Here is a 17019-nt window from a genome sequence, read left to right on the forward strand (position 1 = left end):
ATAAATATCTCTCCTTAATTAGTTTGTTGGTACTTACAATTATAGAGGTATTTGTGCCGTTTTTATATTAAAAACTAAAAAATAACGGCTAGTGAATATTTCACCAACCGTTAAAAGTATAGAACCAAAACAGAAGCTAAGCAGACTAAAGCGTTATAACTTAACTCGCTTTAACCTACTTAGCTTACTTAATTCAACAATTTATTAACAACATTTGTTTATAATGCTATTTTAAGGCGTATCTTACCCTTTAATGTTATCTGCTTTATTTGAAGTACCAAATTCTTTAATTTTACCGATAACAGTTTCTTTGATTGCTTCACGAGCTGGTCCAAGATATTTACGTGGGTCATATAATTCTTTATCATTTTCTAATACTTCACGTACACGTTTTGCTGAAGCAATTTGGTTTTCAGTATTTACATTAATTTTAGCTGTACCAAATGAGATTGCTTTTTGAATATCGTGAGTTGGAATACCTGTACCACCATGTAAAACAAGCGGAAGGCCTGTAGACGCACCAATTTCTTCCATTTCTTTAAAGCCTAGATTTGGTTCACCTTTATAAGGCCCATGAACTGAACCAAGTGCCGGTGCAAGTGTATCGATACCTGTTTCCTTAACTAAGTTTTGACATTCAATTGGATTAGCGTAAATTACGCCATCAGCAACAACATCATCTTCTTGGCCACCAACAGTACCAAGTTCAGCTTCAACAGATACACCGCGTTCATGCGCATACTCAACAACTTTAGATGTAATTTTAACGTTGTCTTCATATGATTCATGAGAAGCGTCAATCATAACTGATGTAAATCCAGCATCAATTGCTTCTTTACATTTTTCAAAGCTTGAACCGTGGTCTAAGTGAATCGCTACTGGGATAGTAATATTGTAGTCGTGTAATAACCCTTCAACCATTTTAACTACAGTGTAGAATCCACCCATATAACGTGCAGCACCTTCAGATACACCTAAAATAACTGGTGCATTTTCTTCTTGTGAAGCTTGAAGAATTGCTTGTGTGAATTCTAAATTGTTCAGATTGTATTGACCTACTGCATAACCATTTTCTTTTGCGTCTATTAACATTTCTTTCATTGATACTAAAGGCATGAAAGTTCCTCCTATAGTGCATATAGCACGATTATTTACAATTTAAATTATAACAAAATTTAGTTGACGATGCATGTTTAATCCTTTTATTTTTAAATGAATTGTGAAAAATATCGCAATTTTGAATATGAAAACGTATTCATATATTGACAGCTAATACACATTGATTATTTATACTGAATCCCCTACAATAAGTTGCGATACAATGATATTCAGAATGAATCAAAGGAGTTTTAATTATGTCAAAAATGCTAACGACCCAGCTAACCGGTATTTTCCATCGTTTAGAAGCACAAGATTTAGATATTCAAATGGCTGCGCAAAGTTTGATTCAAGCAATCGGTGGTGAAGGTCATGTTTATGTAAAAGGCTACGGAGATTTAAAACCTTTTGAAACCTATATTACTGAGGGATCTGAAAAATTAAAATCTAGCCGTACTCTAGCACAAGTTAACTCATTTACAGATTTAGATAGTACAGATCGCGTTTTACTTTTTAGTCCTTATTACGATGAAACCGTCCAAAAAGATTTAGAAAGACTTTTAGAAGAGGATCGTGATATCGTTATCATTACTAATAAACCGAAAGAGGTGACATTACCTGACCACTTAGTGCATTTCATCGACTTATCTACACCACGTCCTATTGTTTATACTGAAGATTTTGATAAAGTTGTTACACCTCATATTATTGCCTTTAGTTACATTTATCATGAAATATACACACAAATGGTTGAAATGATTAGAGATTTAGACTTATAAAGTAAGTCACAACATAAAAAAGCTAGATGGTGAACTTACCCCATCTAGCTTTTTTATTTTTATGAATGAACTGTTTCTTGACCACGTTTGTTCCACGTAAATAAGAAACTAATCATCGCAAGAATACTAATTACTGTTAACAGTATAAATCCTGCATTCCAATCTAAGAATTGAACAACGTAACCTAAGATAATGTTTGCCATTACAGCGCCACCTAAATAACCAAAAAGACCTGTTAATCCGGCTGCTGTTCCCGCTGCTTTTTTAGGAACATAATCTAATGCTTGTAATCCAATTAACATTACAGGACCATAAATTAAGAATCCAATTGTAACTAGGGCTAAATTATCAATTAATGGATTACCTGCTGGATTTAACCAGTACACGATAATAGCGATTGTAACCCCAATCATGAAAATAAAGCCTGCTGGACCACGGCGTCCTTTAAATACTTTATCTGATAACCATCCACAGACAATCGTACCCGGAATACCTGCCCATTCATATAAGAAATAAGCCCAACTTGAACTGCTAACATCAAAATGTTTTTCTTCACTTAAGTATAATGGTGCCCAGTCTAATACACCATAACGAACAAAGTAAACGAATATGTTTGCAATTGCAATAATCCAAATCCACTTATTATTTAATACATAATGGAACAAAATTTCTTTAGTTGTTAATTCAGTTTCAAATGTTTCTTTATTTTTCGTCGGATAATCATTACGGTACACTTCTATTGCAGGAAGCCCTACAGATTGAGGTGTATCTCGAATGAGGAAAAAGGCAATAATCGCTATTACTATAGCGACAAGTGCTGGTAAAATAAATGCACCTTCATAACCTTTTAAATAACTAAAGCCAAAAACCCCTACCATTGATATTCCTAATGTGGCAAGAGGGGCCATCAAACCGCCACCGACATTATGTGCAACATTCCATACTGCTGTCTTACTACCACGTTCACTCACACTAAACCAATGTACAAGCACACGTCCTGACGGCGGCCATCCCATTCCTTGAAACCAACCATTTAAGAACATCATAATAAACATAATTAAAATACCAGATGTCATTGCTGGGATGAATCCAATAAGTAAGTTAATAAGTGCACTTAATAATAAACCGAGTGTTAAAAAGACTTTCGCATTACTCCGGTCACTCACAGTTCCCATGACAAATTTACTAATACCATAAGCTATGGATACTGCAGATAAGGCTACCCCTAAACTCCCAGTTGAAAATCCTTCTTCAGAGAGATAAGGCATTGCAACAGAGAAGTTTTTACGTAATAAGTAGTAACCTGCATATCCGATAAAAATACCTAAAAAGACTTGCAAACGTAACTTTTTGTATGTATCATCCACCTTACTATCTGCCACTCTTTCCGTAGCCTGAGGTGGTTTCAAAAAGCGTAACACATTAATACCCCCTTGGTTAATTTTAAATATTTCCACTTAATCACAATTCTATTTCTGATTTAAAACAATGTCAATCTATTTTTTATAAACTCTATTTAGTTGAAATCTTTATATTTATTAACCTTAATTTGTATACATTTATATGACTATCTATATTTCAAAACATTTACATTATGAAAAGACTGACCCTATCCAGAGACAGAGCCAGTCCTGATACATTAAGTTATAGCTTTAAACAGTCATACAGTATTTACTGATTTTGATAATTAACTGCAGCTTCGATAAAAGCCTTAAATATCGGTTGTGGACGATTTGGGCGAGATAAGAATTCAGGATGGAACTGACTTGCGATAAAGAATGGATGATCTTTAAGCTCAACAATTTCAACTAATCGCCCATCTGGACTTGTACCTGAGAAAGTCATACCTGCCTCTTCTAAACGTTCGCGATATTGATTATTAAACTCGTAACGATGACGATGACGTTCTTCAATTTCATTTTTACCATAAATTGATTCTGCTAATGTACCTGGTTTGATTGTACAAGGGTATAAACCAAGTCGTAGTGTTCCACCTAAGTCTTCAATGTCTTTTTGTTCAGGTAATAAATCAATAACAGGGAATGGTGTGTTAGGATCTAACTCTGAAGAATGTGCATCATGCATACCTACAACGTGACGTGCATATTCAACAGTCGCCAGTTGCATTCCTAAACAAATGCCAAAGAATGGAATATTGTGTTCACGTGCATATTTAATTGCTGAAATTTTACCTTCAATTGCACGGAATCCAAATCCGCCTGGTACTAAAATACCGTCAACATCACTTAAATATGCTTCAGCATTTTCATCTGTTACTTCGCTTGAATCAATCCAACGAATATCAATATCTTTCATAAACTGATATCCCGCATGTTTTAAAGATTCTGCTACTGATAAATAAGCATCTTGTAATGAAACATATTTTCCAACTAAAGCAATCGTCACTTTACCTTCTAAATGATTCACAACATTTAATAAATGATTCCATTCATCTAACTGAGCATCACGATCAACTTTTAATCCAAGACGTTCAATCACGATGTCATCCATATCTTGACGGCTTAATTGTAATGGGATTTCATATAATGATTCCGCATCACGACATTCAATAACACCTCTTTTGTCGATATCACAAAATAGTGCAATTTTATCTTTAAGCTCTTGACCCATTTCATATTCCGTACGTACAACGATTAAATCAGGTTGAATCCCTAAACCACGTAATTCTTTTACACTATGTTGTGTTGGTTTAGTTTTCATTTCACCAGCTGCTTTAATATAAGGAAGTAACGTACAATGCACATACATTACATTTTCGCGACCTAAATCACTACGAATTTGGCGTATTGCTTCAATAAATGGTAATGACTCAATATCCCCTGTTGTTCCACCAATTTCAGTGATCACAACATCCGCATTTGTACTTTCACCAGCAAGAAGTAAGCGCGATTTAATTTCATTTGTAATGTGCGGAATAACTTGAACTGTACCGCCTAAGTAATCTCCACGTCTTTCTTTTTGAAGCACGTGTGAGTATACTTTACCAGCTGTTACATTTGAATATTTATTAAGGTTAATATCGATAAAACGCTCATAATGTCCTAAATCTAAGTCAGTTTCAGCACCGTCATCTGTAACAAACACCTCACCATGTTGGTAAGGGCTCATTGTACCCGGGTCTACATTTAAATAAGGGTCAAATTTTTGTATTGTGACTTTTAATCCTCTGTCTTTTAATAAACGTCCAAGTGATGCGGCTGTAATCCCTTTACCAAGAGATGATACAACGCCACCTGTTACAAATATAAATTTTGTCATTCAAAATGCCTCCTCGTATGATTTATCAAAATGTCTCATGACGTTTAGGGGTGGTTGAACCATTTCTATTGTGAGATGAATCGTGACATAAAATAAAAAATGTTCCCACTCACAATGTGACTATTGTAAGGGGAACGTGAACGTCAATTTGGGTAGTTTTATCGTTAATACTATAACTTGCGTCAACCTCAAATTTGTTTCTATTCTTCTAAAAGGTCAGATTATCTAAATGATAACCAACCTCAGACGTACGCTTTCATTTATTCGTCCTTTTATAAGGAGCCCGAATAAAATTCTATCACGTTGTCATTAAAAGTCAATAAACTTTACTCTGATTTTTTAAATTAATAACGATCATCATCGTCTTCTTCTAAATCATCGTCTTCTAATTCTTCATCATCTTCATATTCATCATCATAAGTTTCGTCGATATCTTCCTCGTCTTCATCAACAACAAGATCAGATTCCTCGATTTCATCTTCAACACGCTCATCTTCAGGATCATCTAAATCTTCTTGATCATCCGTACGATTTGGAATATTTGCATCGCCTTCCATATCGTCTTCACCTAATAATGTGAGATTTTCATCTTCTTCATCGTCTTCGTCTAAAATATCAAATTTTTGAATAGTTGGTGCAATTTTTTCTTCAATATCATCTACTGAATACCAGTCACGAAGTCCCCAAACATTATCACCTACACTTAAAAAACGACCATCTGTATTAAGGTCTGTGTAAAACTGAACAATACGATTCTCAATTTCTTCATTTTCATATTGACCAATGCGTTTGAATTCATCAATAATATCGTAAAGGTTCATCGTTTTATTTTCTTCTTTAAGTAAAGTATAGGCCATATTAATAAATGATTTTTCATCAACCATTTCTTTTGTATAATCTCGTAATTTCATCAGTACATCTTCCTTTCAAGATTTACTTATCATGTCTATCAGTTCAATTATAATAAGATGTATAAAGTATAACAAAAATAGATTATAAATGACTGTCATATATTTCGCAATGGCAGTTTTGAAAATAACTTATTCAACATCTTTAACACCTTATCACATGATACGCTGAATTTCATAATAGACGAATTGTAAATTAATAATTGATGTATTTTTCAAAGGAAACAAAATCATCTGTCGATAGCGTCTCAACGAAATTACTCTTTTGAAATAATGGTTTTAAACGGTGTCTAGGTCCAAATAATGTGACTTCAATCACTTTAATATCATCAAACTTTTGTCGAACATATGTCGCAAGTTGACGTAACGCATTTTGTGCAATACCTGTATCTCGATATTGATCGTACACATAAACGGCACGTATAATTAATCGCTCATTAAAAGCTTCAATTGCGATAAACCCTACTTTTTGCTCATCCAAATATAAATTAACGATATCAATCGGACTCTCATCTGAAAGTGGATTATATTTTAACTTCAATGATGAAACGTATTTAGAATCAAGGTCTAAATAGTATAAACGTTCTTTACCAATAGGTCCTTCTTCTTTTGTTGCAGTATGCATAAATCCTGCACGTTCATAAACATTCCAAGCCGCTTCATTTTCAGCATCTACCACTAAAAAGAGATGGTTAAAATCTGGAAATACTGTTTGAACATACTCAGGGAGTATCATCATGATTTTTGTCCCATAACCATTACCTTGATATGCTTCATTAACAGATAACGAACGCACATAGACTACTTCTTTAGGTGTATCATAGCCTTCGTGTTGATAATGTTTATGTAACACAAAGAAACCCACTACCTCTCCATTGTCATTTATCACCACGTTAGCTTCTCGATTCTCATCATTCAATGCATCATCTAAAACATCTTTGGGTAAAGATGAATAAATCATTTGTCTTTCACTCAATTTAAATTGATTTAATGCTTCTCGGTATTGCTCTTCGAATAATTGTATAGTAATATCATCAAAGCGTTTACTTTTTTCCATTGTAGTGTTCCATTCCCTTGCTTAATTATTTCTTTTAAATTTTACACCATTTCATACTTTTTAAACACATAATTTGAAATACATTAAGTTATCACTGTGGGAAACACGCTACATAACGCTTAATTTATTAAAGAAGGGGAAATTATGAAAAAGGAAACAACTCAAAAAAAGAAAAATCGAAATATTGTTTATACGATTTCATTTACAATTATTTTAATTTTAACGATACTCGCAGCGATTTTTCCAAAACGATTTGGACAATATGCACAAACTACTTATGATGTAATCGCCCTGAATTTTGGTTGGGCATTTCTCATCATCGTTTTCGTCCTCGATATTTTTCTGATTCTATTAGCTGCCTCACGTTATGGTAGATTCAAGCTTGGTCATGATGATGAAGAACCTGAATTTTCATTTATTTCATGGGTCGGTATGTTATTTTCAGCAGGACTTGGTGTCGGTATTGTTTTCTGGGGTGTTGCTGAACCATTAACACACTTTTTACATTCGCCTTTTCCAGGTACTGTAGATGGTCAAACACCAGAGGCTGCACGATTAGCAATGGGCTATACATTTTTCCACTGGGGCATTTCTCAATGGTCTATCTTTGCGATGAGTGGTTTAATTGTCGCGTATTTTCAGTTTAGAAAAAATCGTGATGGTCTGATTTCAACAGCAATGGAGCCTGTATTTGGTGAAACATATCGACGTCCATTCCGTAATATTATTGACATTTTAGCTATCATCGCAACAGTAATGGGGATTGCAACCTCAATTGGACTTGGTATCTTACAAATTGCAGGTGGTTTAAATCATGTTTTTCATGTGCCGAATAATGCTATGACATTAATCCTTATTACTTTACTAATGACGCTTATATTCCTAGGCTCTGCATTGACTGGTATTAACCGTGGTGTAAAATGGCTAAGTAATTTAAATATTATTATTGGTTCATTATTGCTCATATTTATTTTTATTTTCGGAGATCTTCGTTTTATCGTTGAAACATTTACAGTATCAATTAGTGAATATTTAACACACTTTGTTCAATACAGTTTACGTGTTGATCCGTATACAGGAGATAACTCATGGATTCAACAATGGACAGTATTCTACTGGGCATGGGTTATATCATGGTCTCCATTTATCGGTGGCTTTGTTGCTCGTGTTTCAAGAGGACGCACGATTCGTGAATTCGTCATTGGTGTTTTAATTATTCCGCCTTGTATTTCATTTACTTGGATTTCAGGTTTTGGTGGAGCAGCTATCAATTGGGCATTAAAACATAACGATGGTATCGAAAAAGTTGTAGATAAAGATTATACCGTTGCACTTTTCGAACTTCTAAGTAAATTTCCATTGTATGAAGTTACAAGTGCTTTAGCGATTATTTTAATTTTCACATTCATTGTTACAAGTGCCGATTCAACAACACATATCGTTTCAGGTATGGCAACAGGTGGTGTAGAAAACCCAAAACGTAAACATAAAATGATTTGGGGCGTACTTATCGGTGCGATATCAGTTGCATTAACAATTGCAGGTGGATTAACAAGTTTACAAACCGCATCTGTTGTAACGGGATTACCATTCTCTATCTTATTATTATTAATGGTATTTTCATTAATGAATGCTTTAAAACGTGAACATATTAAACACTTTAAAATGACACATATTGATGATGAGAAAGATTTCTCAAAAACAATTGAAGAACGTGAACATGATAACGAAATGTAACATAAGATTGTCATAAAATTTTATCTTGTTTTTTGTGATGTAATCGATATACTAAACAGTGGCAAATTAATATACGAGGTGACAAGTCATGCGAATCGGAATCGACGCTGGTGGTACACTGATCAAAGTGGTCATAGAAGATCAAGGCGAACGCACATACAAAACATATTTATCAACAGAAATTAAAACAGTTGCACAATGGTTAAATCAACAACCAACCCAAGATATTCACGTTACAGGGGGGAACGCCAAAGTCCTTTCAAGTTATTTAAATGTAACACCTCAACTCTATATTGAGTTTGATGCAGCAGATAAAGGTGTTGAAATATTATTAAAGGAACAAGATATACAAATTTCTCGTTACATTTTTACAAATGTTGGGACTGGAACATCACTTCACTTATCTGATGCAAACGGACAACGTCGTGTAGGTGGAATTGGTACAGGTGGTGGTATGATTCGAGGTCTCGGCTATCTCTTAACAGAAATTAAAGATTATCAAACCTTAACACAACTTGCGTTAAAAGGTAATCGTGATATCATCGACCTTAAAGTAAAGCATATCTATAAAAATGATACACCTCCAATCTCAGGTGAATTAACAGCCGCAAACTTTGGTCATGTCTTGCTTAACCTTGACAAAACTTTTACAGATGCTGATAAACTCGCTTCATTGATTGGTGTTGTTGGAGAAAGTTTAACTACTGTGGCGATTCATGTTGCACGTGAACATCACGTTGAAGATGTTGTGTATATCGGTTCTTCTTTTAACGATAATCCGTTACTTCAAGAAGTCGTCACAAATTATACCATTTTACGTGGATTCAAACCCCACTATCTTGAAAATGGCGCATTCGCTGGTGCGCTAGGTACATTATATCTATAAATAAAAAGCGTTAAGGTCGAATGCCTTAACGCTTTTTTTAAATTGTGAGTGCATTTAATAGCTTTTGAGCTGATACAATCGTTCCAACGACGCCTGGTTTGATATCAATTGCAACATAACGATGATCGTCACGCAACTCATCTAACCATTCAGCGAACACCTGTCCTTCGACATCGATTAACTCAAAAGACTCAAAATCTTCGTGTGCAACTTTCTCTGCACGTTGGCGCAACGTCCATACTGGAACAAAATGTGATTGTTTAAAATGGTCATATTCGTCGTAAACCATCATGAATTGTTGATAACCCTTTTTAGTTAAACCATAAACAGTGTCTCTTTGAGCAATGTCTTCTACAAATTCTCTTATACGAATATGGTCTAAATCTGACATAATCTCATCAAAAGCATCGATGATTTTGATTTCGTGTCCTTCAACTTCTTCAGTGACATTGACTAATGCCTCATCTTCATGGTCAAACATTTCATCCAATTCATACGTGGCAAATCGATCAATATCCATTGATTTAATTTTATCGAAATCGACGTTTAAGTTTTCGAGGTATGCTTTAGCCAGTGACTCTCTTGTCCAAAAACAAAATAGCGCTTTGCCGTTATGATGATGCTTAATAATCTTTTTATCTTTAACCGCGAAAAAGAAGCGTTCATGCGTTAATATATCTTTGTAGAACCGTTCACTTTTGTATGACATATCGATACTCCTTTACAATTTCAACCTATTTGTGAATATAAACTAGATTATACAATTCGTCAATCTATGGTAAAAATTTATAGAACAAAGATATTTTAATGTGGTTCTAAACCTGCTTTCGCTTCAAATTCACGCTCCAACTGCTCGATGTCCTCAAGGCTATCAGCATGCCAAATGCCACCAAAACGTGAGTTAATGTGCTTATCTTGATACCAATCTCCATCGTAGTAAGACAATGGATATAAAACGCCTCTTTCCACAAATTCAACAATTGTATTGAAAAAGCGTGTATTATCACCGTTTGCGAAATAACTGTAAAATTTATGATGCTTACCTTTAAGTACTGGTGATAACAACAACATACTTGTAGAGCCATTTTGTCTATAATTTAAGTCAATCGCATATACGTCACCTTTAGCGTCAACAAGTAAATCAAAACCAGCAACACCAACAAAACCATTATCTACACCAACTTGCATTAACTCTCTTCCAGCTTCAATCACATATTCAGGAACATCTTTCGCGTTAGTATTACCATTATAAAAACCATATTCATTTGTGAGTTGTTTAGCTGTTCCTAAATACACAATACCGCGTTCTGGATGCAACGCAAATTGCACACAATAATTATCAACTGCCTCAATACGCTCTTCAATAATGATCATTTCAGTTTCATCTTTTGCACCTTGTATACGCGCTTTCGCTTTTTCCACATCTTCTGGAGTATAACAAATCATAACGCCATAACCTCCAGCTGTTGGATGTTCATCACCTGGTTTAATGACAAATGGTAATTCCCATTGTTGAATCGCTGCTTCAAATTGATCAATTGGAACAACTTGACGTTTTGGGAGGTACTTCCCATTCGTCCATTCAGGAATTTTAGATTTATTATTTAACTTTGAAAAGATATCTTTATCAATAACATATTTGTCACCTGTTACAATATCTTCCCCATGAATATATTGAAAATAGATATGGCGATTATCGTCATAAGCTAACTTTTTAAGTAAGGCTTCATAGCTTTGTTGATCGTGAAATGTGTATACATTTTCTGGAATAGTACGTCCGATCATTTTAAATAATGTTTCAAGCTTATCTGTCACACTCGCTTCATGTACAACCATGGGTAAATTTGAAATCAACATTTCTCTACCCGTTAAAAAGTTAGATTGGTGCTCATCAGTTTCTAGCCAAGGATTAGAGACATACGATGGTCGAGATGTATACACTGTATCTGTATCGTATAATTCTCCCATAGTCATTTTCGGAAACTTTTCCATATATCATTTCTCCCTTAATAATTGATGATGTGACTGTATTGAATTTAGTAAAGTTTGATCTTGAATTAAAGTCGCTCCCATCAGCGCAATAATCTTCGCACCTTTTATTAAAGCTTTGTCCCCCATTGGACTTACTGCCGCTTCACGGAAACGATGTGTGTGTCCAACTAAATTACGTGGTCCAATCTTAATATGCGGATGAATAGTTGGAACAACATGACTTACATTCCCAGTATCAGTCGAACCGAAACCAAAATCATCGTGACTCACTTCTTCACCTAATTCTATGGCATGTCTTTCAAATAATTCGTCTAATTCCGGCGTACGTATAAACTCATTCACACCGTTTTGAATTGGACCAAATTCATAACGACATCCCGTTTGAATGGCAGCACCTTTAGCAATTTGATGTACACGTTCAGTCAGGATATCAAGTTGTTTACGCGTTAAGGCTCGTGTATAAAAACGTGCATGTGTAAAGTCTGGAATAATATTTGCTGCACGACCACCATCTAAAATCACACCATGTACACGTTCTGACTCTTTAATATGTTGACGAATTTGCGCAACACCATTAAAGAAACTTAACATGGCATCAAGTGCATTTCGAGCTTCACTGGCATTTTCAGAAGCATGGGCACTTTTACCGAAGAATTTGATGTCTAACACATCCACGGCTAATGTCGGAATGGTCGGATAAGTCTCATTACCTGGATGAATCATTAAAGCAACATCTACATCGTCAAAAATACCTTCTTTAACATAAGATGCTTTAGCACTACCATTTTCTCCACCTTCTTCAGCAGGACATCCAAACACTACAACGCTTCCGCCAATATCATCAACGACTTGTTTCAAAGCAACACCGGCAAGCACACTCGCTGTACCAATGATATTGTGTCCACAAGCATGTCCTAATCCTGGTAAGGCGTCGTATTCTGCTAAATATCCAATAACCGGACCTCCTCTTTCACTATCATATTCAGCAATAAATCCTGTTGAGTGTCCGGCAATATCTTTTTGAACTGTAAAACCATTTTCTTTAAGCTGATCAATTAATAAACGTGACGCGAATATTTCTTCATTACCGATTTCTGGTCTTTCATGAATTTGATGACTCATATCCAGATAATTGAGTCGATAGTTATCTATATAATCTAAAATTTGCTGTCTTACTGAAACCATAGTTAATACCTCCAAAAATAAAAAAGTTATCAATTTTTGCACCTCATCGTAAAACATATCAAGTGTGGTTACGATGGCAAAACTGATAACAATCGTTAACATTCATTTATCTTTCAGTATATATACTGTTGGAATTCGCACCTTTATCGTCTCCGATGAGGTTGCAGGGTTTCATAGGGCCAATTCCCTCCACCACTCTTGATAAATATTTTATTAAGTTAATAACCATTGTAGCTTATTTTTAATCATTTGTCATTTAAATTTCTAAATTTTCGAATATTTAACGTATCAATTCTTAGTGAAGGACTCGAGTTTACAAGATTTCATCTCTCTGAAAATATGTTAAAATGATATTAAAGTTATGAAGGAGGTCAATTTTCAATGCCAAAAATGAACGTTGAAAGTTTTAATTTAGATCACACAAAAGTTGTTGCCCCTTACATTCGATTAGCAGGCAAAATGGAAGGTGTCAATGGCGACGAAATTTATAAATACGATATTCGATTCAAACAACCAAACAAAGAACATATGGAAATGCCAGGATTACATTCACTTGAACATCTAATGGCAGAAAACATCCGCAATCACTCTGACAAAGTCGTTGACCTAAGTCCAATGGGTTGCCAAACAGGATTTTATGTATCATTCATTAATCACAGCGACTACGATGATGTGTTAAATATCATCGAGAAAACAATTAAAGACGTCTTAAATGCAGACGAAGTACCAGCATGCAATGAAGTTCAATGCGGTTGGGCCGCATCACACTCACTAGAAGGCGCAAAAGAAATCGCACAAGCCTTCCTAGACAAAAGAGACCAATGGCACACAGTGTATGAATAAGGTCATTGAGAGAGCGCTTTGAATTCGAACAGAACCGTAGCAATTCAAGAAATTGTTTACAATTTTGAAGAATTGCGAAGTTCTGTTGAGAATTCAGCTCTCGAAATGCCGTTCATCACTAAGGTTGTTAAGGAAGCGGTTAGGATTCAAGCAGAATGGAACGAGGCGTAAAAATTGGTTTTTAATTTTTGCGACTCGTGGAATTCTGTCGAGAATCCTGCTTCCGAAACACCGTTCATCACCAAGGTCATTGAGGAAGCGCTTTGAATTCTAAAGAACCACTTCGGATGGAGTCACTTTTCTAAAGATTAGTGACCATACTCAATACCCAGACGTTAGTGGTTCTTACAAATGCGTGCGAACTCACTTGTTCATCTAAAATCAATAAACGCCTAGCACACAGAATGAGAATCGCGTGTGCTAGGCGTTTAACTTAGTATTTAAAGTTTACGAATGATGTACATTAAGACAAATTGCATTGGGATTCTACCATAGAGTGCTGATTTTGGAAGTTGTTTATCTCCTAGTGGTAGTTCTTTTCTCGCCATATAGATGTTAGCCGGTAATACTGACCATAAAAATGCGATAATCCAATGTTTTAACGTATACGATGGTCGCTTCATAAACATTAAAATACCAATAACAATTTCGCATACACCTGTAATGAGTACCGCTGTTTTACGAAGCGGTAAATAGTGCGGTACAATATTACGGAATTGGCGTTCTTTTGTAAAATGTAAAACTCCAATCATGAAAAATGCTACACCTAATATCTTTCTAACTAATGATTTCATCATCTCATCCTTTCTTTATTTTGTGATGACTTCATGAATAAGCTTTGGCACATCTGCCTTGTCAGAAATCGTGATATTTTCATATAACTTTTCTTTAACTTGCTCCACATCTTCTTGGTTAGCATAAATCGTTAATAAAGATTCGCCTTTTTCGACAGTATCTCCTACTTTTTTATGCAACACTAAACCAACTGCAAGGTCAATTTTATCTTCTTTTGTTTGTCGACCTGCTCCTAACATCATTGAAGCAATCCCAATTTCATTTGCAACCATTTCAGATACGACGCCAGATGTTTGTGCTGGTAGGTCAAACTGATATTGAGCTGTTGGCAGTTGAGATGGATCGTCAACCACTGATGCATCTCCACCTTGGTTCGCTAAGAAAGTTTTAAACTTTTCAAGCGCTTTACCATTTTGGATAACACCTTTTAACATTTCGCGTGCTTCATCAAGTGAATTCGCTTTTTCTGCAAGTACAACCATTTGAGATCCAAGTGTTAATACAAGTTCAGTTAAATCATCAGGTCCTTCTCCTTTTAATGTATCAATCGCTTCTCTCAATTCTAATGCATTTCCAATTGCGTTGCCTAACGGTTGATTCATATCTGAGATGATTGCCATCGTTTGACGTCCAACTTGGTTTCCAATTTGCACCATAGCTTTTGCAAGTTGCTTTGCATCTTCAACTGTTTTCATAAAGGCACCGTTACCTGTCTTAACATCCAATACAATTGCGTCTGCTCCTGCTGCAATTTTTTTACTCATAATAGAAGATGCAATTAAAGGAATAGAGTTTACAGTTCCTGTGACGTCACGTAATGCGTAAATTTTCTTATCAGCAGGTGTTAAATTACCTGTTTGACCAATAACTGCAATATGATCTTCATTAACTAATCGAATAAATTCATCTTCTGAAATCTCAACATTAAATCCTTTTACAGATTCTAACTTGTCAATTGTGCCTCCAGTATGTCCCAGCCCTCGACCACTCATTTTAGCAACCGGAATATCAAGTGCTGCAACTAATGGGGCTAATACAAGTGTCGTCGTATCTCCAACGCCACCTGTTGAGTGTTTATCTACTTTAATCCCATTTATTTCAGATAACGAAATCTGGTCCCCTGATTCAACCATCGCCATTGTTAAATGTGCACGTTCTTCATCAGTCATATCTTGGAAAAAGATAGCCATTGCTAAACTAGACATTTGATAATCAGGAATATCCCCTTTTGTATAACCGTCAACCACAAATTTGATTTCTTCTTTAGTTAACGCTTCACCATCACGTTTTTTAGAAATAATATCAACCATTCTCATAGTGGTCCCTCTTTTCTCTATTAAATGAATAATATAACGCTTTCATGTCTATTATAACCTGTGAATATACTGTGGTAAATCAAAATCCTTTTGTTTTATATCATTAATAATCTATAAGCAATAGAAGGTGTTATCAGAAATAAATTTTATTTTATTCCTTCTTCAACTTTTTAAAACTTAATAATCATCGACAATTGAGCAGTCATCTGTTATCTTTAAATTGATTAATAAAAATAATTGAGGAGATGTTATTATGACTCAAGGTACACCACACATTCAACCGAATGGTAAAAAAATTGCTAAAACTGTTTTAATGCCAGGTGACCCGCTTCGTGCAAAATATATTGCTGATAACTTCTTAGAAAATGTTGAACAATTTAATGAAGTTCGTAATATGTTTGGTTATACAGGAACTTACAAAGGTAAAGAAGTATCTGTCATGGGTTCAGGTATGGGTATTCCAAGTATTGGTATTTATTCATACGAACTTTATAATTTCTTTGATGTGGATACAATTATCCGTATTGGTTCATGTGGTGCAATGCAAGACGATGTGAATTTATATGACATTATCATCGCGCAAGGTGCATCTACAAACTCTGACTACGTTGATCAATTCCAAATTCCTGGTCATTTTGCACCGCTTGCTGACTTTGATTTGGTTGTTAAAGCGAAAGAAAAAGCGGACGCAATTGGGGCACGTACACATGTAGGTAATGTTTTATCATCAGATACATTCTATAACGCGAACCCTGACTTTAATCAAAAATGGATTGATATGGGCGTTTTAGGTGTAGAAATGGAATCAGCAGGTTTATATCTCAATGCCATTAAAGCGGGTAAAAAAGCACTTGGTATTTTTACAGTAAGTGACCACTTATTACGTGATGAAGCAACAACTGCTGAAGAACGTCAATCATCATTCACTCAAATGATGGAAGTTGCTTTAGAAATTGCTGAATAGTTTTCTAAATATACTATCGATTATCCGATTCACTCGAAAAAAAGAGGTCAGACATGTACTGCACCCCAAAAGTTGAACCTACAAAATTCAACTTTTGGGGTGTTTAATTATGAATAAAAGTTATAGTTTAGATTTCAAACTTAAAATATTACAAGAATACAAAAGCGGGCAACTTGGTTA

The 17019-nt window shown here is 35.0% G+C and carries 15 protein-coding genes and 1 riboswitch; of the genes, 5 read left to right on the top strand and 10 right to left on the bottom strand.

Features of this window, described 5'->3' with window-relative positions; genetic code table 11:
• Positions 1-243: 243 nt before the first annotated feature.
• Positions 244-1116: a class IIb fructose-bisphosphate aldolase FdaB gene (fdaB, locus tag HHH54_RS10235; RefSeq protein ID WP_198618711.1), complete on the bottom strand. Its 873-nt coding sequence runs from the start codon at positions 1114-1116 to the stop codon at positions 244-246.
• Between the two features lie 239 nt (positions 1117-1355).
• Here fdaB and HHH54_RS10240 point away from each other — a divergent pair, with 239 nt between their 5' ends.
• Complete coding sequence (locus tag HHH54_RS10240) at positions 1356-1877, top strand: DUF2529 family protein (RefSeq protein ID WP_198618712.1); 522 nt, start codon at positions 1356-1358, stop codon at positions 1875-1877.
• A gap of 59 nt (positions 1878-1936) precedes the next feature.
• On the opposite strand, the gene glpT is transcribed toward HHH54_RS10240, so the two are convergent.
• From glpT to HHH54_RS10260, 4 genes are all read right to left on the bottom strand, one after another.
• Positions 1937-3298, bottom strand: a complete 1362-nt coding sequence (glpT, locus tag HHH54_RS10245) for a glycerol-3-phosphate transporter (RefSeq protein WP_198618713.1) — start codon at positions 3296-3298, stop codon at positions 1937-1939.
• A 250-nt stretch (positions 3299-3548) separates the two neighbouring features.
• Positions 3549-5156: a CTP synthase gene (gene pyrG, locus HHH54_RS10250; protein ID WP_198618714.1), complete on the bottom strand. Its 1608-nt coding sequence runs from the start codon at positions 5154-5156 to the stop codon at positions 3549-3551.
• 344 nt (positions 5157-5500) lie between these two features.
• Positions 5501-6067 carry a DNA-directed RNA polymerase subunit delta gene (gene rpoE / locus HHH54_RS10255; RefSeq protein WP_198618715.1) on the bottom strand — a complete coding sequence of 189 codons (567 nt, stop codon included), beginning with the start codon at positions 6065-6067 and terminating at the stop codon, positions 5501-5503.
• 193 nt (positions 6068-6260) lie between these two features.
• Complete coding sequence (locus tag HHH54_RS10260; protein WP_198618716.1) at positions 6261-7121, bottom strand: GNAT family N-acetyltransferase; 861 nt, start codon at positions 7119-7121, stop codon at positions 6261-6263.
• A gap of 144 nt (positions 7122-7265) precedes the next feature.
• Here HHH54_RS10260 and HHH54_RS10265 point away from each other — a divergent pair, with 144 nt between their 5' ends.
• Entirely contained in the window at positions 7266-8858 is a 1593-nt protein-coding gene (locus HHH54_RS10265) for a BCCT family transporter (protein ID WP_198618717.1), read from the top strand.
• Positions 8859-8946: 88 nt separating this feature from the next.
• The gene (gene coaW / locus HHH54_RS10270; protein WP_198618718.1) at positions 8947-9744 is read left to right on the top strand and encodes a type II pantothenate kinase; all 798 of its coding nucleotides are present in this window, start codon (positions 8947-8949) and stop codon (positions 9742-9744) included.
• Between the two features lie 37 nt (positions 9745-9781).
• Here coaW and HHH54_RS10275 read toward each other — a convergent pair whose 3' ends face one another.
• The 3 genes from HHH54_RS10275 to HHH54_RS10285 all read right to left on the bottom strand — a co-directional run bounded on the left by HHH54_RS10275 (position 9782) and on the right by HHH54_RS10285 (position 12921).
• Entirely contained in the window at positions 9782-10453 is a 672-nt protein-coding gene (locus HHH54_RS10275) for a DUF2750 domain-containing protein (RefSeq protein WP_198618719.1), read from the bottom strand.
• Between the two features lie 95 nt (positions 10454-10548).
• On the bottom strand, positions 10549-11736 hold the full coding sequence (gene ldmS, locus HHH54_RS10280; RefSeq protein ID WP_198618720.1) for an L-aspartate--L-methionine ligase LdmS: 1188 nt from the start codon (positions 11734-11736) through the stop codon (positions 10549-10551).
• Between the two features lie 3 nt (positions 11737-11739).
• Entirely contained in the window at positions 11740-12921 is a 1182-nt protein-coding gene (locus HHH54_RS10285) for a M20 family metallopeptidase (RefSeq protein WP_198618721.1), read from the bottom strand.
• Positions 12922-13024: 103 nt separating this feature from the next.
• Positions 13025-13129, bottom strand: a riboswitch (SAM riboswitch).
• A 173-nt stretch (positions 13130-13302) separates the two neighbouring features.
• Between HHH54_RS10285 and HHH54_RS10290 the strand changes: the two genes are divergently transcribed.
• Positions 13303-13764, top strand: a complete 462-nt coding sequence (locus HHH54_RS10290) for an S-ribosylhomocysteine lyase (protein ID WP_198618722.1) — start codon at positions 13303-13305, stop codon at positions 13762-13764.
• 440 nt (positions 13765-14204) lie between these two features.
• Here HHH54_RS10290 and HHH54_RS10295 read toward each other — a convergent pair whose 3' ends face one another.
• Both HHH54_RS10295 and HHH54_RS10300 read right to left on the bottom strand, forming a co-directional pair.
• On the bottom strand, positions 14205-14558 hold the full coding sequence (locus HHH54_RS10295; RefSeq protein ID WP_198618723.1) for a DoxX family protein: 354 nt from the start codon (positions 14556-14558) through the stop codon (positions 14205-14207).
• Positions 14559-14573: 15 nt separating this feature from the next.
• Positions 14574-15875 carry a pyrimidine-nucleoside phosphorylase gene (locus HHH54_RS10300; RefSeq protein WP_198618724.1) on the bottom strand — a complete coding sequence of 434 codons (1302 nt, stop codon included), beginning with the start codon at positions 15873-15875 and terminating at the stop codon, positions 14574-14576.
• A gap of 253 nt (positions 15876-16128) precedes the next feature.
• On the opposite strand from HHH54_RS10300, the gene deoD reads away from it, so the two are divergent.
• The gene (gene deoD / locus HHH54_RS10305) at positions 16129-16839 is read left to right on the top strand and encodes a purine-nucleoside phosphorylase (RefSeq protein WP_198618725.1); all 711 of its coding nucleotides are present in this window, start codon (positions 16129-16131) and stop codon (positions 16837-16839) included.
• Positions 16840-17019 lie beyond the last annotated feature (180 nt).

Origin of the sequence: Staphylococcus canis, from assembly GCF_016238445.1 — a bacterium.
Taxonomy (GTDB): Bacteria; Bacillota; Bacilli; order Staphylococcales; family Staphylococcaceae; genus Staphylococcus; species Staphylococcus canis.

Coding starts and splice junctions, on each gene's coding strand:
- fdaB (WP_198618711.1), bottom strand. CDS start 1,116: ATGCCTTTAGTATCAATGAAAGAAATGTTAATAGACGCAAAAGAAAAT.
- HHH54_RS10240 (WP_198618712.1), top strand. CDS start 1,356: ATGTCAAAAATGCTAACGACCCAGCTAACCGGTATTTTCCATCGTTTA.
- pyrG (WP_198618714.1), bottom strand. CDS start 5,156: ATGACAAAATTTATATTTGTAACAGGTGGCGTTGTATCATCTCTTGGT.
- rpoE (WP_198618715.1), bottom strand. CDS start 6,067: ATGAAATTACGAGATTATACAAAAGAAATGGTTGATGAAAAATCATTT.
- HHH54_RS10260 (WP_198618716.1), bottom strand. CDS start 7,121: ATGGAAAAAAGTAAACGCTTTGATGATATTACTATACAATTATTCGAA.
- HHH54_RS10265 (WP_198618717.1), top strand. CDS start 7,266: ATGAAAAAGGAAACAACTCAAAAAAAGAAAAATCGAAATATTGTTTAT.
- coaW (WP_198618718.1), top strand. CDS start 8,947: ATGCGAATCGGAATCGACGCTGGTGGTACACTGATCAAAGTGGTCATA.
- HHH54_RS10275 (WP_198618719.1), bottom strand. CDS start 10,453: ATGTCATACAAAAGTGAACGGTTCTACAAAGATATATTAACGCATGAA.
- ldmS (WP_198618720.1), bottom strand. CDS start 11,736: ATGGAAAAGTTTCCGAAAATGACTATGGGAGAATTATACGATACAGAT.
- HHH54_RS10285 (WP_198618721.1), bottom strand. CDS start 12,921: ATGGTTTCAGTAAGACAGCAAATTTTAGATTATATAGATAACTATCGA.
- HHH54_RS10290 (WP_198618722.1), top strand. CDS start 13,303: ATGCCAAAAATGAACGTTGAAAGTTTTAATTTAGATCACACAAAAGTT.
- HHH54_RS10295 (WP_198618723.1), bottom strand. CDS start 14,558: ATGAAATCATTAGTTAGAAAGATATTAGGTGTAGCATTTTTCATGATT.
- HHH54_RS10300 (WP_198618724.1), bottom strand. CDS start 15,875: ATGAGAATGGTTGATATTATTTCTAAAAAACGTGATGGTGAAGCGTTA.
- deoD (WP_198618725.1), top strand. CDS start 16,129: ATGACTCAAGGTACACCACACATTCAACCGAATGGTAAAAAAATTGCT.